Annotated in this window: 23 protein-coding genes; 9 read left to right on the forward strand and 14 right to left on the reverse strand. The window is 58.7% G+C overall.

Features of this window, described 5'->3' with window-relative positions; translation table 11 throughout:
- Nucleotides 1–70: 70 nt before the first annotated feature.
- Complete coding sequence (locus ACA066_RS12560) at nucleotides 71–652, forward strand: GGDEF domain-containing protein (RefSeq protein WP_497699471.1); 582 nt, start codon at nucleotides 71–73, stop codon at nucleotides 650–652.
- 150 nt (nucleotides 653–802) lie between these two features.
- Here ACA066_RS12560 and ACA066_RS12565 read toward each other — a convergent pair whose 3' ends face one another.
- On the reverse strand, nucleotides 803–1,228 hold the full coding sequence (locus ACA066_RS12565; RefSeq protein WP_497699472.1) for a VOC family protein: 426 nt from the start codon (nucleotides 1,226–1,228) through the stop codon (nucleotides 803–805).
- Nucleotides 1,229–1,342: 114 nt separating this feature from the next.
- Between ACA066_RS12565 and ACA066_RS12570 the strand changes: the two genes are divergently transcribed.
- Nucleotides 1,343–2,209: a LysR family transcriptional regulator gene (locus ACA066_RS12570; RefSeq protein WP_497699473.1), complete on the forward strand. Its 867-nt coding sequence runs from the start codon at nucleotides 1,343–1,345 to the stop codon at nucleotides 2,207–2,209.
- Nucleotides 2,210–2,304: 95 nt separating this feature from the next.
- On the opposite strand, the gene fabI is transcribed toward ACA066_RS12570, so the two are convergent.
- The 8 genes from fabI to gloB form a co-directional block, all read right to left on the reverse strand.
- Nucleotides 2,305–3,099: an enoyl-ACP reductase FabI gene (fabI, locus tag ACA066_RS12575; protein ID WP_008152082.1), complete on the reverse strand. Its 795-nt coding sequence runs from the start codon at nucleotides 3,097–3,099 to the stop codon at nucleotides 2,305–2,307.
- 21 nt (nucleotides 3,100–3,120) lie between these two features.
- Nucleotides 3,121–4,731, reverse strand: a complete 1,611-nt coding sequence (locus tag ACA066_RS12580; RefSeq protein WP_497699474.1) for an ABC transporter ATP-binding protein — start codon at nucleotides 4,729–4,731, stop codon at nucleotides 3,121–3,123.
- Between the two features lies 1 nt (nucleotide 4,732).
- Nucleotides 4,733–5,752 (reverse strand): ABC transporter permease, encoded by a 1,020-nt coding sequence (locus tag ACA066_RS12585; RefSeq protein WP_084320828.1) that lies wholly within the window; start codon nucleotides 5,750–5,752, stop codon nucleotides 4,733–4,735.
- A 1-nt stretch (nucleotide 5,753) separates the two neighbouring features.
- Nucleotides 5,754–6,827 (reverse strand): microcin C ABC transporter permease YejB, encoded by a 1,074-nt coding sequence (locus ACA066_RS12590; RefSeq protein WP_084320827.1) that lies wholly within the window; start codon nucleotides 6,825–6,827, stop codon nucleotides 5,754–5,756.
- Between the two features lie 3 nt (nucleotides 6,828–6,830).
- Nucleotides 6,831–8,672, reverse strand: a complete 1,842-nt coding sequence (locus ACA066_RS12595; protein WP_497699475.1) for an extracellular solute-binding protein — start codon at nucleotides 8,670–8,672, stop codon at nucleotides 6,831–6,833.
- On the reverse strand, nucleotides 8,669–10,483 hold the full coding sequence (locus ACA066_RS12600) for an extracellular solute-binding protein (RefSeq protein WP_497699863.1): 1,815 nt from the start codon (nucleotides 10,481–10,483) through the stop codon (nucleotides 8,669–8,671). The genes ACA066_RS12595 and ACA066_RS12600 overlap by 4 nt, the downstream gene beginning before the upstream one ends.
- Before the next feature lie 277 nt (nucleotides 10,484–10,760).
- Nucleotides 10,761–12,203: a transglycosylase SLT domain-containing protein gene (locus ACA066_RS12605; RefSeq protein ID WP_497699476.1), complete on the reverse strand. Its 1,443-nt coding sequence runs from the start codon at nucleotides 12,201–12,203 to the stop codon at nucleotides 10,761–10,763.
- A 99-nt stretch (nucleotides 12,204–12,302) separates the two neighbouring features.
- Nucleotides 12,303–13,070: a hydroxyacylglutathione hydrolase gene (gene gloB, locus ACA066_RS12610; protein WP_497699477.1), complete on the reverse strand. Its 768-nt coding sequence runs from the start codon at nucleotides 13,068–13,070 to the stop codon at nucleotides 12,303–12,305.
- A 65-nt stretch (nucleotides 13,071–13,135) separates the two neighbouring features.
- Here gloB and ACA066_RS12615 point away from each other — a divergent pair, with 65 nt between their 5' ends.
- Nucleotides 13,136–13,894, forward strand: coding sequence for a methyltransferase domain-containing protein (locus ACA066_RS12615; protein ID WP_497699478.1), 759 nt, complete (start codon nucleotides 13,136–13,138; stop codon nucleotides 13,892–13,894).
- Nucleotides 13,895–13,985: 91 nt separating this feature from the next.
- Entirely contained in the window at nucleotides 13,986–14,438 is a 453-nt protein-coding gene (gene rnhA, locus ACA066_RS12620) for a ribonuclease HI (RefSeq protein ID WP_003180633.1), read from the forward strand.
- Nucleotides 14,439–14,877: 439 nt separating this feature from the next.
- Here rnhA and ACA066_RS12625 read toward each other — a convergent pair whose 3' ends face one another.
- Complete coding sequence (locus tag ACA066_RS12625) at nucleotides 14,878–15,780, reverse strand: universal stress protein (protein WP_497699479.1); 903 nt, start codon at nucleotides 15,778–15,780, stop codon at nucleotides 14,878–14,880.
- 387 nt (nucleotides 15,781–16,167) lie between these two features.
- Here ACA066_RS12625 and ACA066_RS12630 point away from each other — a divergent pair, with 387 nt between their 5' ends.
- Nucleotides 16,168–17,142 (forward strand): TerC family protein, encoded by a 975-nt coding sequence (locus ACA066_RS12630; protein ID WP_497699480.1) that lies wholly within the window; start codon nucleotides 16,168–16,170, stop codon nucleotides 17,140–17,142.
- A 168-nt stretch (nucleotides 17,143–17,310) separates the two neighbouring features.
- Here ACA066_RS12630 and ACA066_RS12635 read toward each other — a convergent pair whose 3' ends face one another.
- The gene (locus tag ACA066_RS12635; RefSeq protein WP_497699481.1) at nucleotides 17,311–18,117 is read right to left on the reverse strand and encodes a site-specific integrase; all 807 of its coding nucleotides are present in this window, start codon (nucleotides 18,115–18,117) and stop codon (nucleotides 17,311–17,313) included.
- A gap of 324 nt (nucleotides 18,118–18,441) precedes the next feature.
- On the opposite strand from ACA066_RS12635, the gene dnaQ reads away from it, so the two are divergent.
- From dnaQ to ACA066_RS12650, 3 genes are all read left to right on the forward strand, one after another.
- Nucleotides 18,442–19,200, forward strand: a complete 759-nt coding sequence (gene dnaQ, locus ACA066_RS12640; RefSeq protein WP_497699482.1) for a DNA polymerase III subunit epsilon — start codon at nucleotides 18,442–18,444, stop codon at nucleotides 19,198–19,200.
- A gap of 139 nt (nucleotides 19,201–19,339) precedes the next feature.
- On the forward strand, nucleotides 19,340–21,595 hold the full coding sequence (locus tag ACA066_RS12645; RefSeq protein ID WP_497699483.1) for an Orn/Lys/Arg family decarboxylase: 2,256 nt from the start codon (nucleotides 19,340–19,342) through the stop codon (nucleotides 21,593–21,595).
- 14 nt (nucleotides 21,596–21,609) lie between these two features.
- The gene (locus ACA066_RS12650; RefSeq protein WP_497699484.1) at nucleotides 21,610–22,224 is read left to right on the forward strand and encodes a GNAT family N-acetyltransferase; all 615 of its coding nucleotides are present in this window, start codon (nucleotides 21,610–21,612) and stop codon (nucleotides 22,222–22,224) included.
- On the opposite strand, the gene ACA066_RS12655 is transcribed toward ACA066_RS12650, so the two are convergent.
- Nucleotides 22,190–23,083, reverse strand: coding sequence for a LysR family transcriptional regulator (locus ACA066_RS12655; protein WP_497699485.1), 894 nt, complete (start codon nucleotides 23,081–23,083; stop codon nucleotides 22,190–22,192). The two genes, ACA066_RS12650 and ACA066_RS12655, sit on opposite strands and share 35 nt — an antisense overlap.
- Nucleotides 23,084–23,171: 88 nt before the next feature.
- On the reverse strand, nucleotides 23,172–23,423 hold the full coding sequence (locus ACA066_RS12660) for a hypothetical protein (protein WP_497403824.1): 252 nt from the start codon (nucleotides 23,421–23,423) through the stop codon (nucleotides 23,172–23,174).
- Nucleotides 23,424–23,597: 174 nt separating this feature from the next.
- On the opposite strand from ACA066_RS12660, the gene ACA066_RS12665 reads away from it, so the two are divergent.
- Complete coding sequence (locus ACA066_RS12665; protein WP_497699486.1) at nucleotides 23,598–24,158, forward strand: NADPH-dependent FMN reductase; 561 nt, start codon at nucleotides 23,598–23,600, stop codon at nucleotides 24,156–24,158.
- A gap of 103 nt (nucleotides 24,159–24,261) precedes the next feature.
- Here the strand turns inward: ACA066_RS12665 and ACA066_RS12670 are convergent, their stop codons facing one another.
- Nucleotides 24,262–24,651, reverse strand: a complete 390-nt coding sequence (locus ACA066_RS12670) for a hypothetical protein (protein WP_497699487.1) — start codon at nucleotides 24,649–24,651, stop codon at nucleotides 24,262–24,264.
- Between the last annotated feature and the right edge of the window lie 20 nt (nucleotides 24,652–24,671).

The raw sequence follows: 24,671 nt of genomic DNA on the forward strand, positions 1-24,671 counted from the left end.
CGGTCTGTTAGCAGGGAGTCAAAGCGGGTAGGGAAGACTCTAAAGTACATACCCGCCACTGGAGTAAGTAATGCTGATCCCAGGCAAACCGGTCAAACACGGCGCTAGCGCAGACCCTTCGCTTTCGCCGCAACAGGCACGCGAAGTGCTGCGTGACAGGGCGCGCCAGGCCGAGCAGGAAGTGATCGGCGTGACCATGGCGAGCATGGATGAGCTGACGCTGCTCTCCAATCGCCACGGCTTCACTTCATTGGCCCAATTGGGGCTGGAAACCTGTCAGCGCCTGGAAATACCGACCACTTTGCTGTTTTTCGACCTCGATGGCTTCAAACACATCAACTATCTGTACGGTCGTGCCGAGGGTGACAATGCGCTGAAAACCTTTGCTGACGTGCTGCGTATCGCCTTTCGCGAAAGCGATGTGATCGGTCGGCTGGGCGATGACGAATTTGTCGCTTTGTTGACGGGTTCAAGCGCTGTAGAGCTCACCGCGATCAAGGCGCGGCTCGAAGAAATCCTCGACGAACGCAACGCCACGATGCGTCGCGGCTATGACATTCGTTTCAGCATTGGGCAGGTTGAATACGACTCCCGTCTTCACCATTCGATCGATGAATTGCTGATTGAGGCTGAGAGGGCGTTACACAGGTAGGCCGGAAATTCAGCGTTGAATGAACGGGCCTCATCGCTAGCAGGCTAGCTCCCACATTTGGTCTGCGGTGAACACTAAATTCGTGTACGGCGCAGAACCAATGTGGGAGCTAGCCTGCTAGCGATGAGGCCCTCAAAACCACCCTTATATTCACTTGGCAAACAACTGCCCAATATCCTTGAACGCCTTGAACTCCAGCGCATTGCCACAGGGATCAAACAAAAACATCGTCGCCTGCTCACCCACCATCCCCTGAAACCGAATGCCCGGTTCAATCACGAATCGGGTATCAAGCGCCTTCAGCCGTTCAGCCAGACCTTCCCATTCGTCCATCCCCAATACCACACCAAAATGCGGCACCGGCACGTCATGCCCGTCCACGGCGTTGGTGTGCGCCGCTTCCTGAGAGGCGTTTTTCGGCGCCAGATGAATCACCAGCTGGTGGCCGAAGAAGTTGAAGTCGACCCAATGGTCGCTGGAGCGGCCTTCTTCCAGGCCAAAGACGTCACGGTAAAAAGTCCGGGCTGCCGCGAGGTCATAGACCGGGATGGCCAAGTGAAAAGGAGAGAGTTGCATCGCGGTGCCTCGCAAATTGACGGTGGTTGAAGTGGAGTTTAGCGCTGTGCTTTTCGATTGAAAGACGATAGTTTTTGCATCGAGCTCAAATAATTTCGATCAATCGAGACTGTCATGCTGCGTGAACTGAAGACCTTTATCGCCGTGACGCGTTATGGAACGTTTGCTGCGGCTGGCATGCACATCGGCCTGACGCAGTCGGCAGTCAGCGCACAGATGCGCAACCTGGAACAGGCGCTGGGCATTCGGCTGTTTGACCGCACCGGGCGTCAGGCGATTCTCAATGCGGCGGGGCAACGGGCCTTGCCGATGGCCAGGGAAATGCTGGAAACCTTCAGCCGCATGGCGGTCAGCGACGATGTCAGCGAATATCGCGGCGAGTTGAAGATCGGCGCCGTGGCCACGGCCCAGACCGGACTGCTGCCTCAGGCGTTGTTGCGCCTGCGTCAGCAAGCACCGTTGCTTGAACCGAAACTGGTGCCCGGCGTGTCGCTGAACCTGTTGAGCCAGGTGGACACCGGCGAAGTGGATCTGGCGATCCTGATCAAACCGCCGTTTGACTTACCCAAGGAGCTGTCGGCGCAGGTCATCCGCAGGGAACCGTTTGTGCTGATCGTGCCGCCGGAGCAGGAGGGTGATGACCCGTTGCAGATCCTCGCGAGCCATCCCCATGTGCGTTACGACCGCAATTCATTTGGTGGCCGGCTGGTGACGCGGTTTCTGCGTGAGCAGCAGATAGATGTGCAAGTGGCCCTGGAGCTGGATGAGCTGGAGGCCATCGTCAAAATGGTTGAATGCGGATTGGGTGTTTCGCTGCTTCCCGAAGCCGGGTTGTGGCTGGAGTATGGCGCGAAGGTCAGGATCATCCGGTTGGGCGAGTTGACCTTTTACCGCGAGATCGTCCTGTTGCAGCGTTACAGCCAGCGCGCCCAGCCGATCCAGCAGCTTTTTGCCAGCTGCCTGACACCATTCACCGACTGAACACAATCCCCCCTGTGGGAGCGCGTCAGGTCTGAAATCGCGGGCACAAAAAAACCCGCCTCAAGAGGCGGGTTTTTTAGTTGCCGAGCCGAAGATTACTCTTCGAGGCTGCCCATGGCCGTGGTGTTGAAGCCACCGTCCACGTACATGATTTCACCGCTGATGCCGGACGCCAGGTCCGAGCACAGGAAGGCGCCGGCGTTGCCGACTTCGTCGATGGTGACGTTGCGACGCAGCGGGGTTTGCGCTTCGTTGGCAGCCAGCATCTTGCGGAAGTTCTTGATGCCGGAAGCGGCGAGGGTGCGGATCGGGCCGGCCGATACGCAGTTGACGCGGGTGCCGTCCGGGCCCAGGGAGCCGGCCAGGTAACGCACGCCAGCTTCCAGCGAAGCCTTGGCCATGCCCATCACGTTGTAGTTCGGCATGGTGCGCTCGGCGCCCAGGTACGACAGGGTCAGCAGGCTGCCGTTGCGGCCTTTCATCATTTCGCGACCGGCTTTGGCCAGGGCCACGAAGCTGTAGGCGCTGATGTCGTGAGCGATGCGGAAACCTTCACGGGTGGTGGCTTCGGTGAAGTCGCCGTCCAGTTGGTCGCCCGGGGCGAAGCCAACGGAGTGCACGATGCAGTCCAGGCCATCCCACTTTTTGCCCAGCTCAACGAAGACCTTGGCGATTTCTTCATCGCTGGCCACGTCGCACGGGAAGCACAGGTCCGGGTTGGAACCCCAGCTTTGTGCGAACTCTTCGACACGACCCTTGAGTTTGTCGTTCTGATAAGTGAAGGCAAGCTCAGCGCCCTCGCGATGCATGGCGGCAGCGATGCCGGATGCGATGGACAGCTTGCTGGCGACACCGACGATCAGTACGCGCTTACCGGCGAGAAAACCCATGTGTTGCTCCTCTCTTTCAGGTTATTGCGCAGTGGCCGGAGCCAGGAAAGCGGCTTCCAGCAACTGCTGTGTATACGGATGTTGGGGGGCGGCAAAGATACTTTGCGCGTCCCCCTGTTCGACCACTTGGCCATGCTTGACCACCATCAGCTGGTGGCTCAGCGCTTTGACGACAGCCAGGTCATGGCTGATAAACAGATACGTCAGGTTGTACTTGGTTTGCAGTGAACGCAGCAGCTCCACCACTTGGCGCTGCACTGTCCGGTCGAGGGCCGATGTCGGCTCGTCCAGCAATATCAGCGCCGGTTTTAGCACTAATGCCCGGGCAATGGCGATTCTCTGCCGCTGCCCGCCGGAAAATTCGTGGGGGTAGCGGTGCCGGGTTTCCGGATCCAGACCTACCTCCTTGAGTGCCGCAATAATCGCTTGTTCCTGTTCCGCCTCGGTGCCCATCTTGTGGATCCGCAGGCCTTCGCCGACGATCTGGCTCACGCACATCCGCGGGCTCAGGCTGCCGAACGGGTCCTGAAACACCACCTGCATCTCCCGACGCAGTGGCCGAACCTGTTGCTGCGTCAGGCAGTCTAGCTGTTTGCCTTCAAAACGGATCGCGCCTTTGCTGCCGATCAGCCGCAAAATCGCCAGACCGAGTGTCGACTTGCCCGAACCGCTTTCTCCCACAATCCCCAGCGTCTGCCCCTGAGGGAGGCTGAAGTTTATCCCGTCCACCGCCTTGATGTGGTCGACGGTCTTTTTCAGCAAGCCTTTCTTGATCGGGAACCAGACTTTCAGGTCCTCGACTTGCAGCAATGGCGGGCCAATTACGTTGGTCGCCGGCTTGCCGCTGGGCTCCGCTGCCAGCAGTTCCCGAGTGTACGGATGCTGCGGCGCGCGGAACAACTCTTCGCACGATGCCTGTTCGACGATGCAACCGCGCTGCATGACACATACGCGATGCGCAATTCTTCGCACAAGGTTCAAATCGTGACTGATCAGTAGCAACGCCATGCCCAGACGGGCCTGCAATTCCTTGAGCAATTCGAGGATTTTCAGCTGAACGGTCACGTCCAGCGCGGTGGTCGGTTCATCCGCGATCAGCAGTTCCGGCTCGTTGGCCAGGGCCATGGCGATCATCACCCGCTGACGCTGGCCACCGGACAATTCGTGGGGCAGGGCTTTCAGGCGCTTCTCGGGTTCCGGAATTCCGACCATCTCCAGCAGTTCCAGCGTGCGTTTGGTCGCGACTTTGCCGACCAAACCTTTGTGGATGCCGAGGACTTCGTTGATCTGCTTCTCGATTGAGTGCAGCGGATTGAGCGACGTCATCGGCTCCTGAAAGATCATGGCGATCCGGTTGCCGCGAATGTGGCGGATGGTTTTCTCTTTCAGGCTCAACAGGTTCTGCCCGGAATATTCAATGGTCCCGGACGGATGCCGGGCGAGCGGGTAGGGCAGCAGTCGCAGGATCGAGTGTGCGGTCACCGATTTGCCGGAGCCGCTTTCGCCGACCAGCGCCAGGGTTTCCCCGCGCTTGATGTCGAAGCTGACACCTTCGACCACACGCTGACAGCGCTCGCCGACGACGAATTCGACGGACAGGTCGCGCACTTCGATCAGATTGTTCTGATTCATTTCACTTCCTCGGGTCGAAGGCATCGCGAGCGGACTCGCCGATGAACACCAACAGACTCAACATCAACGCCAGCACCGCAAACGCGCTCATGCCGAGCCACGGCGCTTGCAGGTTGGATTTGCCCTGGGCCACCAGTTCACCCAGCGACGGCGCGCCCGGCGGCAAACCGAAACCCAGGAAGTCCAGCGCGGTCAGCGTGCCAATGGCGCCGGTCAGGATGAACGGCATGAAGGTCATGGTCGAGACCATGGCGTTGGGCAGTATGTGGCGGAACATGATCGCACCATTCTGCATCCCCAGCGCCCGGGCTGCGCGCACGTATTCAAGGTTGCGCCCGCGCAGGAACTCGGCACGCACCACGTCCACCAGGCTCATCCACGAGAACAGCAGCATGATCCCCAGCAGCCACCAGAAGTTCGGCTGGACGAAACTGGCCAGAATGATCAGCAGATACAGCACCGGCAAACCGGACCAGATCTCCAGGAAACGCTGCCCGGCCAGATCCACCCAGCCGCCATAGAAACCCTGCAAGGCACCCGCAATCACACCAATGATCGAGCTGAGAATGGTCAGCGTCAGCGCGAACAACACCGAAATCCGGAAGCCGTAAATCACCCGCGCCAACACGTCGCGGCCCTGATCGTCAGTGCCCAGCAGGTTGTCGGTCGACGGTGGCGCCGGGGCCGGGACTTTCAGGTCGTAGTTGATGCTTTGGTAACTGTAGGGAATCGGCGCCCACAGCACCCAGGCGTCCTTGGCTTTGAGCAATTCGCGGATGTACGGGCTCTTGTAGTTGGCTTCCAGCGGGAACTCGCCGCCGAACGCGGTTTCTGGGTAACGCTTGAGCGCCGGGAAATACCAGCTGTTGTCGTAATGCACCACCAGCGGTTTGTCGTTGGCGATCAGCTCGGCACCGAGGCTCAGGCCGAACAGCACCAGAAACAGCCACAGCGACCACCAGCCACGCTTGTTGGCCTTGAAGAGTTCGAAACGCCGACGATTGAGAGGGGACAGGTTCATCTCAATGCTCCCGGCTTTCGAAATCGATGCGCGGATCGACAAAGGTGTAGGTGAGATCACCGATCAGTTTCACCACCAATCCCAGCAGGGTGAAGATGAACAGCGTGCCGAAGACCACCGGGTAATCGCGGTTGATCGCGGCTTCGAAACTCATCAGCCCCAGTCCGTCGAGGGAGAAAATCACCTCGACCAACAACGAGCCGGTGAAGAAAATCCCGATGAACGCCGACGGGAAACCGGCGATCACCAGCAGCATGGCGTTACGGAACACGTGGCCGTAGAGCACGCGGTGATTGGTCAGACCTTTGGCTTTCGCCGTCACCACGTACTGCTTGTTGATTTCATCGAGGAAGCTGTTTTTGGTGAGCAGGGTCATGGTCGCGAAGTTGCCGATCACCAGAGCGGTTACCGGCAACGCCAGGTGCCAGAAGTAATCGAGCACTTTGCCGCCCATGCTCAGCTCATCGAAGTTGTTCGAAGTCAGGCCTCGTAGCGGGAACCAGTCGAAATAGCTGCCGCCGGCGAACACCACGATCAACAGGATGGCAAACAGGAACGCCGGGATCGCGTAGCCGACGATGATCGCCGAACTGGTCCACACATCGAAGTGGCTGCCGTGCCGCGTAGCCTTGGCGATCCCCAGCGGGATCGACACCAGGTACATGATCAGCGTGCTCCACAACCCGAGGGAAATCGATACGGGCATTTTCTCCTTGATCAGGTCGATGACCTTGGCGTCGCGGAAGAAGCTGTCGCCGAAGTCCAGGGTGGCGTAGTTCTTGACCATGATCCACAAACGTTCCGGCGCCGATTTGTCGAAGCCGTACATGTGCTCGATTTCCTTGACCAGCATCGGGTCCAGGCCCTGCGCGCCGCGATAGGCGGAACCGGCCACCGACACTTCGGCACCGCCGCCGGCAATGCGGCTGGTGGCGCCTTCGAAGCCTTCGAGCTTGGCGATCATCTGCTCCACCGGCCCACCGGGGGCGGCCTGGATGATCACGAAGTTGATCAGCAGGATGCCGAACAAGGTCGGGATGATCAGCAGCAGTCGCCGAAAAATATACGCCAGCATCTATTACTCCGTGCCCGCAGGGTCGGCTTGCAGTTTGGTTTCGACTTCTATCGCCGGTGTCACGTTTGGCTTGATCCACCAGGTGGCCGTGCCGATGTCGTACCTGGGTGAGATTTTCGGGTGGCCGATGTGGTTCCAGTAAGCCACGCGCCAGGTCTTGATGTGCCAGTTGGGGATCACGTAATAGCCCCATTGCAGCACGCGGTCCAGCGCGCGAGCGTGGGCCACCAGACTGTTGCGCGAGTCGGCGTTGATCAATTGCTCGACCAGTTGGTCCACCACCGGGTCTTTCAAACCCATGGAGTTGCGGCTGCCGGGTTTGTCGGCGGCGGCAGACATCCAGAATTCACGCTGTTCGTTACCTGGCGAGTTGGACTGCGGGAAGCTGCCGACGATCATGTCAAAGTCACGCGAACGCACGCGGTTGATGTACTGCGAGACGTCGACCCGGCGGATCACCAGGTCGATGCCCAGATCGCTGAGGTTGCGCTTGAACGGCAGCAGCACCCGCTCGAATTCGGTCTGCGCCAGCAGGAATTCGATGGTCACCGGTTTGCCGTTGGCGTCGACCATTTTGTCGTCGACGATCCGCCAGCCTGCTTCTTGCAGCAATTGGTAAGCCTTGCGCTGCTGCGTGCGGATCATGCCACTGGCATCGGTGACCGGGTTCTGGAAAGCCTCGGTGAACACTTGCTCGGGGATCTTGCCGCGGAACGGGTCGAGAATGGCCAGTTGATCGGCATCCGGCAAACCGGTGGCGGCCATTTCCGAGTTTTCGAAGAAACTGCGGGTGCGCACATAGGCACCGTTGAACAGTTGCTTGTTGGTCCATTCGAAGTCCAGCAACAGCGTCAGTGCCTGGCGCACCCGCACGTCCTGGAATACCGGACGGCGCAGGTTGAACACAAAACCCTGCATGCCGGTCGGGTTGCCGTTGGGGATCTGTTCCTTGTTCAGCCGACCTTCGGTGACCGCCGGGATGTTGTAGGCGTTGGCCCAGTTCTTCGCGCTCATCTCCAGCCAGAAATCGAACTGACCGGCCTTGAGTGCTTCCAGGGCCACGGTGTTGTCGCGGTAGTAATCGGTGGTCATCACGTCGAAGTTGTAGAAACCACGGTTGGCCGGCAGGTCCTTGCCCCAGTAATCCTTGACTCGCTCATAGCGAACCGAACGCCCGGCCTTCACTTCGCTGACCTTGTACGGACCGCTGCCCAATGGCATTTCCAGGTTGCCCTTGTTGAAATCCCGGGTCGCCCACCAGTGTTTCGGCAATACCGGTAACTGACCGAGGATCAACGGCAGTTCGCGGTTATTGGTGTGTTTGAACTTGAACAGGACGGTGAGCGGGTCTTCGGCGACGGCTTCTTCGACATCGCTGTAGTAACCGCGGAACAGCGGGGCGCCGTCCTTGATCAAGGTCTGGAAGCTGAACACCACGTCTTCGGCACGGATCGGATGACCGTCGTGGAAACGTGCTTCAGGGCGCAGGTAGAAGCGCACCCAGCTGTTGTCCGGAGCCTTTTCGATCTTGCCGGCGACCAATCCGTATTCGGTGAACGGCTCATCCAGGCCCTGTTTGGCCAGAGTGTCGTAGATCAGGCTGATATCGTCGGCCGGTACGCCTTTGCTGATGAACGGGTTGAGGCTGTCGAAGCCACCGAAACCGGCCTGACGGAAAATCCCGCCCTTGGGCGCATCCGGGTTCACGTAGTCGAAATGCTTGAAGTCGGCCGGGTATTTCGGCGGCTCGTTGTACAAGGTCAGGGCGTGTTGCGGGGCGGCACAGGCCAGCCCGGCGAACAACAGGCCGCTGGTCTGCAAGAGCAGGGCGCGTACGGGTTTCATCGATCTTTCTCCGAAGACTTCAGCCACCATGCGCTTAGGCCCAGGGTGTAGGGCGGCGTGGTGACAAAGGCGAACCGGTTGCGGTAGGCCAGGCGGTGATAATTGAGGTACCAGTTGGGAATGATGTAGTGCTGCCACAACAGCACGCGGTCCAGGGCTTTGCCGGCGGCAACCTGTTCATCGCGGGTCTGGGCGGCGAGCAATTGTTCAAGTAAATGATCGACCACCGGGTTGGCGATGCCCGCGTAGTTTTTGCTGCCCTTGACCCCGACCTGGCTGGAATGGAAATACTGCCATTGCTCAAGGCCAGGGCTGAGGGTCTGGTTGAGGGTCATCAGGATCATGTCGAAATCGAACTGATCGAGTCGCTGCTTGTACTGGGCGCGGTCCACCGTGCGCAACCGGGCGTCGATGCCGATGCTCGCGAGGTTCTCGACATAAGGCTGGAGGATGCGTTCCAGGTTCGGGTTGACCAGCAGGATTTCCAGGCGCAGCGGTTGTTTGGCCGCGTTCTGTACGTGTTGGCCGTCAAGCTTCCAGCCGGCTTCGGCGAGCAGGCTCAGGGCCTTGCGCATGGTTTCCCGTGGAATGCCGCGCCCTTGGGTCTGCGGCAGGCTGAACGGCTCGGTGAGCAGCTTGGCGGGCAATTGCTCGCGGTACGGCTTGAGCATCAACCATTCATGACCGACCGGAAGACCGGTGGCCGAGAATTCGCTGTTGGGGTAATAACTCATGGCGCGTTTGTAGGCGCCGCTGAACAGCGTGCGATTGGTCCACTCGAAGTCGAACATCAGCCCCAGCGCTTCACGGACCCTGGCGTCGGAAAACGCCGGTCGCCGGGTGTTCATGAACAGACCCTGGCTCTGGGTCGGGATCTGATGCGGGATCTGCGCCTTGATGACATCGCCCCGTCGTACGGCCGGGAAGTTGTAACCGTTTTCCCAGTTCTTCGCCTGATGCTCGATGTAGATATCGAACTCGCCGGCCTTGAAGGCTTCGAACGCGACGTCGCTGTCGCGGTAGAACTCGACTTCCATGCGGTCGACGTTGTACTTGCCGCGATTGACCGGCAGGTCTTTGCCCCAGTAATCCTTGACCCGTTCAAACACGATCTGGCGCCCGGGCGTGACCGAGGTGATGCGATAAGGACCGCTGCCCAGCGGCGGCTCGAAGGTGGTGGCCTTGAAGTCACGACCTTTCCAGTAATGCTGGGGCAACACCGGCAACTCGCCCAAGCGCAGGATCAACAGCGGATTACCGGCACGCTTGAACACAAAACGAATGCGCTGCGGGTTGAGCACGTCGACCCGCAACACTTCCTGAAGATTGGTGCGGTATTGCGGATGGCCTTCCTTGAGCAGCAACCGGTAAGAGAACGCGACGTCGTACGCGGTGATCGGCGTGCCATCGTGAAAGCGTGCTTCGGGGCGCAGGTTGAACACCACCCAGCTGCGGTCTTCGCTGTATTCAACCGATTGGGCGATCAGGCCATAACTGGACGTCGGCTCGTCGCCGGACGGTGCGTACTGGCCAGTGCCGACCATCAGCGGTTCGTTCAGCTCGTTGATGCCGTATTGCAGGAAATTCGCGGTGGAGACCGGGCTCGAGCCCTTGAATGTGTACGGGTTGAGCGTATCGAAGGTGCCAAACGCCATCACCCGCAACGTACCGCCCTTGGGCGCTTGCGGGTTGACCCAGTCGAAGTGGGTAAATCTGGCCGGGTACTTGAGCGTGCCGAACTGCGCATAACCATGGCTTTCGCTGATCGTCGCGCTTGCGCAGGTGCTCAAGGCCAGGCTGATCAGGAGCAGGAGGAGGGGACGCTTCAAGTCAGAGATCCGATCCAGGCGGCTTGGGCTTTGTGGGCCGTACAGTAACAGCTTGTATGGACAGGAAAAAGATGGGGATTTAATGGGTAGCTAAGGTGGCTACTGTAGGAGCGAGATTGCTCGCGATGGTCGTTAACGATAACGCTGATAGCCTGACGCCCCGCAGCGCTCTCAGGTCCATCGCGAGCAAGCTCGCTCCTACAAGGGGTTATGTCGACCGTGTAGGCAAAAAAAAGCCCCTGAAGTCAGGGGCTCTTTTTTAGTGTGGCGAAGCAACTGTCAGCATCTGACCCGGCTTCAGCGCTTGGCCGACACGCGGATTCCAGCGCTTGAGGTGTTGCATTTCAACGTTGAAACGCTTGGCCACGATGTACAGCGAATCACCTTGCTGGACCTTGTATTGGGTCTGCGGCGTCTTGGACTTCGTCTTGGTATTGGCCGCCACGACGGTGTTGACCCGTGCGGTGTTGCCTTTGGACTTGTCCTGCATCACCAGCGTCTGGCCGACCTTGAGGTTCTTGCCGGTCATTTTGTTCCAGCGTTGCAGGTCCTTGACCTCGACCTTGTTGGCCTTGGCGATGGTGCCAAGGTTGTCGCCACGTTTAACCCGGTAGGCGCGTTTGAGGGTGGCCAGTTGGGCGTCGTCTGCACCTTCGAAAACCGGCTTGAGCGACTTTTTGCTGATCAATTCTTCGGGACGCATGGTCGACAGGCTGGCGGTCAGCAGCTGCGCCTTGGACGTCGGCACCAGCAAATGCTGGGGCCCGTCGATAGTGGTGCGCTGCTTGAAGGCCGGGTTGAGCTGGAACAATTCGTCTTCGTCGATATTGGCCACCGCGGCCACCTTGGACAGGTCCATGCGCTGGCTGATTTCGACGACCTGGAAGTACGGTTCGTTGGCGATCGGGTTCAGGTTCACACCGTAGGCTTCCGGCGCCAGCACTACTTGCGACAAGGCCAGCAGCTTCGGCACGTAGGCCTGGGTTTCGGCCGGCAGCGGCAGGTTCCAGTAATCGGTTGGCAGGCCGAGCTTTTCGTTGCGCTCGATGGCTCGGCTGACCGTGCCTTCACCGGCGTTGTAGGCCGCCAGGGCCAGCAGCCAGTCGCCGTTGAACATGTCGTGCAGACGCGTCAGGTAATCCATTGCGGCGGTGGTCGAAGCGGTGATATCGCGACGGCCATCATAGAAACGGGTTTGACGCAGATTGAAATAACGCCCGGTGGAAGGAATGAATTGCCACAAGCCAACCGCATCGGCCCGGGAATAGGCCATCGGGTTGTAGGCGCTTTCAATCACTGGCAGCAGCGCCAGTTCCAGCGGCATGTTGCGTTCTTCAAGGCGTTCGACGATGTAATGAATGTACAGGCTTCCGCGTTCGCCAGCGTTTTCGAGGAAAGACGGGTTGCTGGCGAACCACAGGCGCTGTTGCTCGATGCGCGGGTTGACGCCCAGGCCTTCCTGCAACTGGAAGCCCTGGCGCATGCGCTCCCAGACGTCCTGTGGAATTTGCGGGGTCGGCTTTTCGCTGAGCCAGATGGGCTTCTGTTTGGCTCGAGCGGCGATATTCGGGGTGTGGGCCGCGTCGGTCTGCGGCACATGGCTGGAACAGCCCGCCAGTGTGGCGGACACAGCCACCGCTATGGCTTGAGCCAAGCGGGTCAATGCGTCTGAATTGATGGCTTTACGAATAGGTGACGACATTGGCTGGAAGTAAGTTCCGGGCAAAAATGTCGGGCGATTCTAGAAAGCGCACCCCCTGCGGTCAACCATTCAGATTTTTGGTACCAACGACAAAGCTGTTTAGAACGTATCTTTCCAAGCGCGCAGAGCCGCAAAAACCGCACTGGGAGCCCGGTTATGGGCGCCATTCCGTTCGTCCACTTTTTCTTTAACGGATGTTTCGCTAGTGCGCAAAAACGGGTTTGTCAGCTTTTCAAGGCCCAGCGTAGAGGGCAGCGTGATGATTCCGGCTTCCCGTTGTTCGGTGACTTTGGCAAGGCGTTCGGCGGTGTGCGGGTTGCCGGGCTCGACCGCTGCCGCAAAGCGCAGATTGCTCAAGGTGTATTCATGGGTGCAATAGACCCGCGTATCTTCTGGAAACGAAGCGAGGCGCGTCAGCGACGTATGCATTTGCTCGGGCGTGCCTTCGAAGAGGCGCCCGCAACCGGCGGCGAACAGGGTGTCACCGCAAAACAGCGCTCCCTCATGGTAGAAGGCGATGTGCCCCAGGGTATGACCGGGAACGGCGATCACATCGAAGTCCCAACCCAGCACGTTGATGCGATCGTTGTCCTTGAGCGCGACGTCCCGCACCGGGATGGTTTCGCTGGCCGGGCCGTAGACCTTCGCGTCTGTCGCTTTTTTCAGCAGCTCGACGCCTCCGACATGGTCGTGATGATGGTGAGTGATCAGAATGTCACTCAGCACCCAACCCGGATTGGCCACAAGCCAGGCCTGCACCGGCGCGGCATCGCCCGGATCGACCACGGCGCAGCGCCGGGTGTCGGGATCTTGTAACAACCAGATGTAGTTGTCGGTGAAGGCGGGCAGGGCTGTGATCTGTATCATCGTCGGATTCGCCAAGCGGAAAACAATGGCGCATCTTAGAACTTCCTGGCGCGTTGGAGAATGCAATGACCGATAAAGCGTTCGCTCAGGCTGATCCTGACTGGCTGGCCTTGATCAGCGCGGCCCGTGAATGGCTGTCCGGCCCCCTCGGGCAATTTCTGCTGGACGAAGAACGCCGCATGCTCGAAGACGAGTTGGGGCGTTTCTTCGGTGGCTATCTGGTGCATTACGGTCCTTCGGCCGAGACGCCGCCGTCGGCACCGCAGGTCCAGCGCAATGTGCGGCTCGGCGCGCCGTTGCCGGGCGTCGAAATCGTCTGTGAAGAACAAGCCTGGCCGTTGAGCGAGCATGCCGCCGATGTGGTGGTGCTGCAGCATGGTCTGGATTTCTGCCTCTCGCCCCACGGTTTGCTGCGTGAAGCGGCGAGCAGCGTTCGCCCCGGCGGGCACTTGCTGATTGTCGGGATCAACCCCTGGAGCACGTGGGGTCTGCGTCACGTGTTCGCCCATGACGCCTTGCGCAAGGCCCGTTGCATTTCACCGTCACGGGTCGGCGACTGGCTGAATCTGCTGGGCTTCGCGCTGGAGAAACGCCGCTTCGGGTGCTATCGTCCGCCGCTTGCGTCCCCCTCCTGGCAAGCCCGTCTGGCCGGCTGGGAGCGCAAGGCCGGTGATTGGCAATTGTCTGGCGGCGGCTTCTATTTATTGGTGGCGCGCAAGATTGTGGTGGGCCTGCGTCCGCTTCGTCAGGAACGTCGCGAACCGATGGGCAAGCTGATTCCCCTGCCGATGGCCAAGGTCAACCGACGCAATATCGAACCGTAATACCTGTTTTTATTCCCGGCCGGGTTTGCCCCGGCCTCGGGCATCGTCGATCGCTGATCGGCGAGCCACCGCATTTTCTGGATAGATTGGCATGAGCGATAGCGTAGAACTCTTCACCGACGGCGCCTGCAAAGGCAACCCTGGCCCAGGCGGCTGGGGCGCATTGCTGGTGTGCAAGGGCGTTGAAAAAGAACTCTGGGGCGGCGAAGCCAATACCACCAACAACCGCATGGAACTGATGGGCGCGATCCGCGGGCTGGAAGAGCTCAAGCGTTCCTGCGACGTGCTGCTGGTGACCGACTCCCAGTACGTGATGAAAGGCATCAACGAGTGGATGGCCAACTGGAAGAAACGCGGCTGGAAAACGGCGGCGAAAGAACCGGTGAAGAACGCTGACCTGTGGAAGCTGCTGGATGAGCAGGTCAACCGTCACAACGTCACCTGGAAATGGGTGCGCGGGCACATCGGACATCACGGCAACGAACGCGCCGACCAGCTCGCCAATCGTGGCGTGGATGAAGTGCGGGGCTACAAGCAGGCTTGATCCTGGTTCGACCGCTACACCGAGTCGCGGTGACGAATGGCAGGGTGAAGACAGTTGCTCCCACATTAAATTGAGGGCGTCCCCACATTTTGATTCCACTGGAGATCGAATGTGGTGCGGGCTTGCTCGCGAAGAACGATAACGCGGTATCCCTGAACGCCACATTCTCGGTCATCCGGCGAGCGTGTTAACATCGCCGCTTTTGCACGATTGACCCGTTGAGAGCTGAGCACTGATGGCCACCAGATCCGTTGAGTTGTTGGCGCTGATGCGGTTTTGATCCAGGCTACCGGAAATCGTTGACCTACCTGAATACTCGGTAATCGAGGGTCTTATGCGTGTCTTCATAGAGACCGCCTAAGGGTCAGCTGAAGTCAGCAGCTTGGGTCAAAACCACATCTGCACCAACAGCCGGCTGCGATAGTGGCGGTTTTTTTCTTCAGTGATCCGCTTCTCCCTTGATGGCCAAAACGCTGCAAGGCACCTGATACAGAACATGCTCCGTGGTACTGCCAACCAGCTTGTCCACCCCTTTGTGATGGGTATTTCCCATTACGAAGACATCCGCTCGAGTATGAGTGGCAAAGTCGGCCATCGCTTTGGTTGGCGGTCCTGCAATGAAGTGTTGTCGCTCAGGTGGCACGCCGTGGCGTCCAGCCAAGGCAATGAAGCACTTTTCAAGTGACCGGCGCACGTCGTTGCTGAAGCCTGGCATCGTCACGGCGCCAGCACCTGCATCAGAGAAATGGGTGTGTGTCAGTTCATAGGCATACAGCATGTGCAATTCAGCATCACATTGCGTCGCCAATTCGTTCGCCGCCTGAATGACGCTGTCGTTGATTCCGCTGATCTGACCCTCTGGATGCGATGGGTCAACCGCCGCCACAATCACCCGAGGAAGCGGACACCTGACTTCGCTGACCAGATGTATGGGGGTCGGACATTCGCGCAACAACTGCCAATCCAAAGGCGTGACGAATACGCGTTTGAGCGCTGATTCATGATGTACGTCCTTGATAATCAGGTCCGGCTGCATTTCAGCCACATGCCCAAGGATCTCTTGCAGCGGGTCACGGGTCAATGCAACTTCGGTGGTCACATTGATGCCCTTCCTGCGCATGAGTTCGGCCTCATCCTTCAACCACTGCAGGTTCTCCTGCCGGCAACTCTCACGAAGTTGTTCACTGTTGCTCATTAACCGCATAAGGTCGAAGTCTTCGATGAACACCGCGATATGCAGCGCTGCGCCTGTAGCGTCGGCCAGTGCGATTGCCCGCTCCATCGCCGGCGAGTGACGCATGGTTGGACCTGCGATCAGAAAGAGTCGTTGATACTGCCTCATGTGACACCTCCAAACTTTCTGGGTTATTCGCTAGCGCCCCCAGCACTTTCGCTTGTCCCACCATTGGCGATCTTCTATCGCCTCAACTACCTGGATCGACACTATCAATATACGCCTGCATCACCGGCTTACCAGTTGCCAAGCCTGTCGAAGGGTGTAGCAGACCTTTTCATCACGATCGAGCAGGAGACGGGACTGCTGGAACCGCGCGCCATGCCACCCGCCTTGACCACGGAGCAGAACCAATGCGATTGCCGGTAGTTGAGCACCTGACTCAATACTTCGTAAAAAACGAACTATTCGCAACGAATAAACGATTTTTGTTGATGTAACAGGCTCGTTAGCATGACTCCTCCAGCCTATTGCTGCTTCATGCGGAGACAGTAAATGACTGCCATCAGCGTCGGCCAATCCTGGATGTGGGCCGCCTTCATCGTGTTCGTCCTTGCCATGCTGGCGCTCGATCTGTTCGTCTTCGGCGGACGCAAGGCGCATCGTGTTTCGGTGCGCGAAGCGCTGGCCTGGGTCATCGCCTGGACCAGTTTGGCGTTGGTCTTCGCCGTCCTGCTCTGGTGGTATCTGCGCAGCATGTTCGGCGCCGAAGTGGCCCAGCGTACAACGCTCGAATTCCTGACGGGCTACCTGATCGAGCAGTCGCTGTCGATCGACAACATGTTCGTTTTCGTGATGATCTTCGGCTACTTCGCCGTGCCGCCAGAGTTGCAGCGCCGCGTCCTGCTCTATGGCGTGCTCGGCGCCATCATCATGCGCGCCGGTATGATTTTCGCCGGTGTCTGGCTGGTGCAGGAGTTTGCCTGGCTACTCTATGTCTTTGGTGCTTTCCTCGTAATCACCGGCATTAAGATGCTGATCTTCGCCAACCAGCAGCCAGACCTCGAAAAGAACCCTTTGCTGCGCTGGCTGCGTAGCCATCTTCGCATCACCGACGGCTTTCATGGCGAGCGCTTCTTCGTGCGCCAGAACGGCCTGCGCTGGGCGACGCCGATGTTCCTGGTGCTGGTAGTGATCGAGGCCAGCGACCTGGTGTTCGCGGTCGATAGCATCCCGGCTATCTTCGCCGTCACCACCGACCCCTTCATCGTGTTCACCTCCAATATCTTCGCCATCATGGGCCTGCGCGCACTGTATTTTCTGCTTGCCGACATGGCCTACCGCTTCCACTTGCTCAAATATGGCCTGGCCATCGTACTGGTGTTCATCGGCGGCAAGATGCTGGTCGCGCCGTGGTGGCACATGCCGATCCAATGGTCGCTGACCACAGTCGGCGGCATCATATTGATTTCGGTACTGTTGAGCCTGACTTTGACGAAGAGCAAAACACGGGTTACGGGAGAACAATGATGAATCAGAGATGTTGGCGCTGATGCGGTTTTGACCCAGGCTACCGGAAATCAATGACCTACCCGAATACTTGGTAATCGATGGTCTTATGCGTGTCTTCACAGACCGCCTAAGGGTTAGCTGAAGTCAGCAGCTTGGGTCAAAACCGCACCAGCACCAACAGGTGAATCAACAACAGAGCAGGATAGGATCGTTTGAGGTTAATAAGCCCTGTTCCAAACGCTGTCTTCGGAAGTGCTTTACCTTGGCTACGTCCACCGCGATGGACGACAAAAAAAAGTCCTCCTCCGAGAATCCAACTCTCGGAATCTCGGATCGCCAGTTGTCTCTGTATTCCTTTAGTTGATCTTCGAGGCTTTTTGATATTGGAACAACGCGTCCCAGCGTTTTGGCGACAGGTTGATTTAAGCGGGTGTCGACCGCGTCATGGTGGTTGCGTCGTATGTCTAGGTAGGCGCTTTCGCCGCCACTGGCTTCAATGAAATTCTTCAGTTTTAGGCTTAAGAGCTCGCCGAGCCGAATACCTGTTTCGTAAACAATACGTAGCATCACCAAATTGCGCAGTCTGGGTCCAAGGTTTTGTGATTTCCGGATGCCAGCAAAGGGTTGTTCGAAACAGTCCACTAACTGATTGCGGGCTTCAGGAGATAATCTCGCCGCCAAAATAGTTTGTTCGCGTGCGCATTTTGATCCCGTCTTGCGTCGCTTCTTTTTAAGCAGCATGGTGTCTTGCGTCTCAATTGCATCCCTGACGTCACGAGTGTTGGAGTCGTTTATGACCTCTAGTGCGAGCCATCGGAGATACGCTGCAGCATAGGCGACATAGGTGTTGTACTTGGGGCTGCTGATAACACTTCCCTTGTCACTCAATTTCCTCGTACGCAGATAGCTCGTCAGGTCATCAATCTCGGCGGCGCTAAAAACCTGCGGCTGTGGAAGCGCATTGCTAGGTCGATGTTCCTGCTGGATTCCCATTCACAGACTCTCTTAATCGCCGCTAGGTATACCTTCTGGGTTTCGTGCGTAGCAGATGGCCTGATCGAGCGGGCAATGAAAGCGGTTGGATAAAACAAAGGGAAGCCAGGGGCATCAGCTTCATAGAGTTGAGAGAACCGTTCGCCACCATTCGCAATAAAGGTCTTAACCGTATATTTCTTATTTACACCTCTGCGTAGTGGAAGCGAATGTCAATCGCTGTTTACACCTAGTCGTCAGTTCTTTCGATGATTCTTTGACGATATGTTAAGATTTGACGCGTATTTAGAGGCGGCGAATCAGTGATGAAGGGGTTTACATAAATTGGCTCAACGGAGTGTAGTACTCGATACCGAAACCACCGGCATGCCGGTGACCGACGGCCACCGGATTATCGAAATCGGTTGTGTCGAGTTGATCGGTCGGCGCCTGACGGGCCGGCATTTCCACGTTTACCTGCAACCGGACCGCGAAAGTGACGAAGGCGCCATTGGCGTCCACGGCATCACCAACGAGTTCCTGGTGGGCAAGCCACGCTTCACTGAAGTGGCCGATGAGTTTTTCGAATTCATCAAGGGCGCGCAGCTGATCATCCACAACGCGGCGTTCGACGTTGGGTTCATCAACAACGAATTTGCCCTGATGGGTCAGCACGATCGTGCGGACATCACACAACACTGCTCGATCCTCGACACCCTGATGATGGCCCGGGAACGTCACCCGGGGCAGCGCAACAGCCTCGACGCCTTGTGCAAACGTTATGGCGTCGACAACTCCGGCCGTGAACTTCACGGCGCCTTGCTCGACTCCGAGATTCTCGCCGACGTTTACCTGACCATGACCGGCGGCCAGACCAGCCTGTCGCTGGCCGGCAACGCGTCCGATGGCAATGGCTCCGGCGAAGGCGCGGACAACTCCGCCACCGAAATCCGCCGCTTGCCGGCCGACCGTCAACCGACGCGGATCATTCGCGCCAGCGAAGACGATCTGGCCCGGCACGTGGCGCGGATGGAAGCCATCGCCAAATCTGCCGGCGCCCCGGCGCTGTGGGTGCAACTCGCCGAGGCTGAAGCTCAGGCGTAGGTCCTTCAAAAAGATCGCAGTAAAGCCTGCCGCGCCCCAATGACCCATTTCGGGGCATTACACTCGCCACATGCGCTTCAACCCTCTACCCTGAGGATATTGGCAGACCAAGGTCTGCCGCCTCAGGACACTGAGCCCCATGTACAAAGATTTGAAATTCCCGGTCCTGATCGTCCATCGCGACATCAAGGCCGACACCGTCGCCGGTGATCGCGTGCGTGGCATCGCCCGGGAGCTGGAGCAGGAAGGCTTCAGCATTGTCTCGGCGGTGGATTACGCCGAGGGGCGGCTGGTCGCGTCGACCCATCACGGTCTCTCGTGCATGTTGATCGCCGCCGAAGACCCCAGCGCCAACTCTCATCTGCTGCAAAACATGGCCGAACTGATCAGCCTGGCGCGGGTGCGTGCGCCGGACTTGCCGATTTTCGCGCTTGGCGAGCAAGTGACGCTGGAAAACGCCCCGGCCGATGCGATGGACGAGCTCAATCAACTGCGCGGCATTCTCTATTTGTTCGAAGACACCGTGCCGTTTCTGGCGCGGCAGGTTGCGCGAGCCGCGCGCAAATACCTGGATGGCCTGCTGCCACCGTTCTTCAAGGCTTTGGTGCAACACACCGCCGACTCCAATTATTCCTGGCACACGCCCGGCCATGGCGGCGGCGTGGCGTATCACAAGAGCCCGGTGGGTCAGGCGTTCCACCAGTTTTTTGGGGAAAACACCCTGCGTTCGGATTTGTCGGTGTCGGTGCCTGAACTGGGTTCGCTGCTCGATCACACCGGCCCGCTGGCCGAGGCGGAAGCGCGAGCGGCGCGCAACTTCGGCGCCGATCACACTTTTTTCGTGATCAATGGCACCTCGACTGCGAACAAGATCGTCTGGCATTCCATGGTTGCCCGCGATGACCTGGTGCTGGTGGACCGCAATTGCCACAAGTCGGTGTTGCACTCGATCATCATGACCGGCGCCATCCCGCTGTACCTGTGCCCGGAGCGAAACGAACTGGGGATCATCGGCCCGATTCCGCTAAGTGAATTCAGCCGCGAGTCGATCCAGGCCAAGATCGACGCCAGCCCGTTGACCAAGGGGCGCGCACCCAAGGTCAAACTGGCGGTGGTGACCAATTCCACCTACGACGGCCTCTGTTACAACGCCGAGTTGATCAAGCAAAGCCTGGGCAACAGCGTCGAAGTGCTGCATTTCGATGAGGCCTGGTATGCCTACGCGGCGTTTCACGAGTTCTTCGCCGGGCGTTATGGCATGGGCACTTCCCGCAGCGATGATAGCCCGCTGGTGTTCACCACCCATTCCACGCACAAACTGTTGGCGGCGTTCAGTCAGGCCTCGATGATTCACGTTCAGGATGGCGGCGCCCGGCAACTGGACCGCGACCGTTTCAACGAAGCGTTCATGATGCACATCTCCACGTCGCCGCAGTACAGCATCATTGCGTCGCTGGACGTGGCATCGGCCATGATGGAAGGCCCAGCCGGTCGTTCCTTGTTACAGGAAATGTTCGACGAAGCCTTGAGTTTCCGCCGGGCGCTGGCGAACCTGCGGCAACACATTGCTGCCGACGACTGGTGGTTTTCCATCTGGCAGCCGCCGTCGGTGGAAGGCATCGAGCGTGTGGTCACTGAAGACTGGCTGCTGCAACCGGATGCCGACTGGCATGGTTTTGGCGGCGTGACCGACGACTATGTGCTGCTCGATCCGATCAAAGTCACGCTGGTGATGCCGGGTCTCACCGCAGGCGGCGCGTTGAGCGAACGCGGGATTCCGGCGGCGGTGGTCAGCAAGTTCCTTTGGGAGCGCGGGCTGGTGGTCGAGAAGACTGGTTTGTATTCATTCCTGGTGCTGTTTTCCATGGGCATCACCAAGGGCAAATGGAGCACGCTGTTGACCGAGTTGCTGGAGTTCAAGCGCAGTTATGACGGAAACGTCAGCCTTTCGACCTGCCTGCCGTGCGTGGCGCAGCAGGATGGCGCGCGCTACAAGGGCATGGGGTTGCGCGATCTATGCGATCAACTGCACGCCTGTTACCGCAGCAATGCCACCGCCAAACATCTCAAGCGCATGTACACGGTGCTACCGGAAATCGCCATGAAGCCGGCCGACGCCTATGATCAACTGGTGCGAGGCGAGGTGCAGGCAGTGTCGATCGATGCGCTGGGCGGCCGCATCGCCGCAGTCATGCTGGTGCCGTACCCGCCGGGGATCCCATTGATCATGCCTGGCGAACGCTTCACCGAGTCGACCCGCTCGATCATCGATTACCTGGCGTTTGCCCGCACGTTCGACAGTAGTTTCCCGGGGTTTGTCGCCGATGTGCATGGCTTGCAACACGAAGACGAGGGCAATGGGCGGCATTACACCGTCGATTGCATCAAGGAGTGAGGACCTTTCCCAGTATGCAACCGGTCATGAATCCGAAATACCCAGGGCTGTCGGTGCGCGTTGCCGACGATGGCTTCGCTGCTTACATCTGGGGCAGTGATTTCAGTTTTGAAGTTACGGCCTATGGCGCAGCCGAAATCGGCAAGCCGGTGGAGCAGTGGCCGCTGACGCCGATCACCCCTTACCGTAAGTGCTACGGCATTGATCCCGAGGAATTCAGCAGTTTTCGCGATGCCGCCGACAGTGCGATTTTCATGGCTTATCTCGACGATGAGCCGGTGGGTCACCTGGTGGTCAGCACCAACTGGAACGGCTTTGCCCACATCGATGAGCTGGCGGTGCATGCGCCGGCACGGCGACATGGCGTGGCCAAGGCGCTGCTGGATGTGGCGCAGTTCTGGAGTCGCAAGAAGAAACTGCCGGGCATCATGCTCGAAACCCAGAACAACAACCTGGGGGCTTGCCGGCTCTATGAACGCTGCGGGTATGTGGTTGGCGGCATCGATCATCTGCGCTATCGCGGCATAGACCCCAACACTGCCGAGATTGCTTTGTTCTGGTATCGATTGTTCGATAACCCGCTGGAAAACCCGATCAGCTCGCCAACATCGCCACGGCTTGTTCCGTGACGATATCCAGCAATGCCTGAGCAGCCGGTGAAGGCTCGCCGTTCTTCAAGGTCAGGGCGTAGACGCTGATCGGTACGGCGGGCGCCAACGGGCAGGCGTCCAGGCCAGCGGACTTGGCACCGAGTGCGGTGAACGGGTCGACAATCGCCAGACCTTCCCCGGCCTCGACCATGCTGCGCATCATCTGGTGCGTCTGAACCCGGGTGTGGACGACGGGGGCAGGGCGCAGCCCGTGCAGTTTGTTGTCGAGCGCCGGGCTCAGCGGATCATGACCTTCCAGGCCGACCATCGACTGGCCCGCCAGGTCTTGCAGCGAAATGTACTTCTGTTTTGGTTGCAGCCAGCCGTGAGGGGCCAACAGTTGCAGTTTGCCCTGGGCAATGACCTGACAATGAATATCCGCGTGGTCGGGATCGTGCAGGCTCAGGCCCAGATCGCTTTCGCGCAGCAGCAGGCTTCGGACGATGTCGCGGGTGGGCTGGCTCAACAGGTTGCAAGGCACGTCGGGCAGACGCCGGCGCAGGGCCGCGATGCTCTGGGGCAACAACTGTTGAGCCAGAGGCGGTGTGCAAATGATGCGAAGGGGTGGAGCCTGATACTGCTTGAGACTGCTGGCCAGACGCTGGACCGGTTCGAGCGCCTCGTAGACGTGGGCGATTTCGACCTGCAATTCCCGCGCCTCGCGCGTGGCCTGCAAGCGTCCACGCACGCTGGAAAACAACATGAAACCAAACTGGCTCTCGGCGTCACGCAAAATGCTTTCGACCTCGGCCACTGGCAACTGCAACCATTCGGCGGCGGTGCCCAGGTGACCGGTCTGCAGGAGCGCCTGTATCACTTCGATATGACGTAAACGCATGCGTGAAGTCCATGTTCAGCAGGAGAGGGAGTCAGTGACTGAATCCTAACCCAAGTCCGCGCATAAGACTTCTGCTCATAACGCGAGGTTATGAGGCGACGTTGGTTTCCGGCACGCCGGCAATGAAGGTGTCGGGTTCGCGAACGATGGTGACGCCCGATTGCACCAGCAGAAACTCGTTTTCATCAAGCTTGTTGACGCGGTCGCCAATGGCCAGTTTGTAAGTGGTGACAGCGGTGAGACCGTCTGCCGACGGGGTGGATTCCTGGAACTCATGCACGGAATAGACACGGCCTTCCGCGTCTCTTGCATGGAACTGACCGACGAGTACTGCTGCCATCTGCTTAGAACCTCTGGAGATAAATCACTCAATTTGCGGCTCTGTAGACCGTGGTTGGGCGAGGTAAGTTTTCCTACAGGAAAAAAATAGTCAGGGACGGTATTTTCAGTCGTCCGCTGTGTGGATCGTCATCTATAACTAGAAGCTCTTCCATCGGACAGTCGAGAATCTTCCATGAGCAACGTCTATACGATCGCCGTTCTGGTCGGCAGCTTGAGAAAAGAATCGATCAATCGCAAGGTCGCGTTGGCCCTGGCCGATCTGGCTCCTGCGAATCTCAAACTGAACATCGTCGAAATCGGCGACTTGCCGCTCTATAACGAAGACATCGATGGTGCTTCACCGCCGGCAGCCTACAGCACTTTCCGACAACAAGTGAGTTCATCCGACGCGTTGCTGTTCGTCACCCCGGAATACAACCGTTCGGTGCCGGCGCCCCTGAAGAATGCGATCGATGTCGGTTCGCGGCCCTACGGCAAGAGTGCCTGGAGCGGCAAGCCGGGTGCGGTGATCAGCGCTTCGCCGGGTGCGGTCGGCGGATTTGGTGCCAACCATCACCTGCGCCAGTCCATGGTGTTTCTCGATGTGCCGTGCATGCAGCAGCCGGAAGCCTACCTGAGCGGGGCAGGATCGGCGTTCGACGAGGCCGGCAACCTGTCGGAGTCGGTCAGGCCGTTCCTGCAGAAATTCATTGATGCTTATGGGAAGTGGGTGGAGCAGCACAAGAAGGTCTGACAAATACGCAATCCCCTGTAGGAGCGAGGCTTGCCCGCGAAGGGGGCGTCACATTCAGTATCTATGTTGGATGTGGCGGCCCCTTCGCGGGCAAGCCTCGCTCCTACAGGGATGTTGGCAATCGGCTACATATCATCATTTCCATTTCCGATAGCCACGCGGCGGTTTGCTCCGCCGCCGCTTGTGCGGTGATGCAATAACGACGTCCGCCCCAAGCCATGATCACCCAGGCGTCGATGGTTGTTTCTGACGGTTGTGTGGGTAAGTCGCTGCAGGCTGCAAAGGCCTCACGCCATTTTTGCGAAAACTCCTGGAACACCCGTCGATGATGTTTGGATTCGGCGATCTGGTGTTCTAAAGCCAGCATTTCATGGTTAAACAGTGGGTGCCCGGCATCGCTCGGGTCGCAGGTCAGGTGTACCAGGCGTTTGATTCGGGTTGGCCAGGCCAGGTCGTTCGCTCGTATGACGTGTTCATCCAGGCGCTGTAACAAGGTATCCAGACAATGTCGGA

This window comes from Pseudomonas sp. LBUM1651, from assembly GCF_059716135.1.